Raw genomic sequence first — 971 nt, 5'->3', positions numbered from 1 at the left:
ACCCTGATCCGAGTGAAACATTATATTCTTAGGCTTTCCTCGACTTTCGTACGCCATAATTAATGCTTGGCATGTTAGATTACTGTCAGGCGAGTGGCTCATTGCCCAGCCCACAGGTTTTCGTGCGAACAAGTCGATTACCACGGCCAAATATGCCCAACGATGACCTGTCCAAATGAAACTCACATCACCGCACCAGACTTGATTTGGCGCTGTAACCACAAACTGCCTGTCCAGTAAATTCGGAATGGCTACATGCTCCTTTATGGCCTTTTTATAAGCATGTTGCGGTAACTGACAGCTGACTAAATCTAGCTTCTTCATCAGCTTCCCAGCGCGATAACGCGACAAGCTCACTGCATGAGAATCATCATTGGTCACAATATCGGCAATGGTTCTCGCTCCCGCTGAGCCATTGCTCAGGCGATGCGCCTCACGTACCAAGCTGTGCAATTTGGCAGCCTCAGGGGATAATCGTTTATCTCGCTTATCCCAATATTTAAAAGTGCTCCGGTTGACTTCCAGTACCTCGCACACCATTTTCACCGAATAACGGGTTTTATCGCTCTGATGTAATCGCTTAACTAACGCGAGTTCTTCATGGAGTCCGACATCAACAGAGCGGTAGCTTTTTTTAATATTTCCTTTTCTAGTTCAAGCCGTTCATTGCGTTTTTTAAGTTCACGAATTTCAATTTGCTCAGGCGTCATAGGCATTTGTTTTACCTGCTTGCCATCACGTTCTTGCCGAAGTTGTTTAACCCATTTCCCAACCGTTGAGAAACCAACGCCCATTGCTTTGGCTGCTTCATCATGAGTGTATCCCTGATCGAGAACTAGCTGCGCTGTTTCCAATCGAAATTCAGGGCTAAAGGTTCGTCTTGTTTTTTTGTTCATTTTTGTCACCTAATCCTGATATGCTAAACAGCATACCATCTCTTGTTAGGTGGCCAAACTAACTATGCCACTACA

The 971-nt window shown here is 45.2% G+C and carries 1 pseudogene; it reads right to left on the bottom strand.

The features are described 5' to 3' along the window. Positions 1–896 (bottom strand): annotated as a pseudogene (locus tag ACNKW3_RS19805) (IS3 family transposase); the annotation flags it as partial. Positions 897–971 lie beyond the last annotated feature (75 nt).

Origin of the sequence: Glaciecola sp. 1036, from assembly GCF_050306235.1 — a bacterium.
In the GTDB taxonomy this organism is placed as follows: Bacteria; Pseudomonadota; Gammaproteobacteria; order Enterobacterales; family Alteromonadaceae; genus Glaciecola.
Note: the sequence above shows the minus strand (reverse complement) of the source record. Positions and strands in the feature narration are given on the sequence as shown.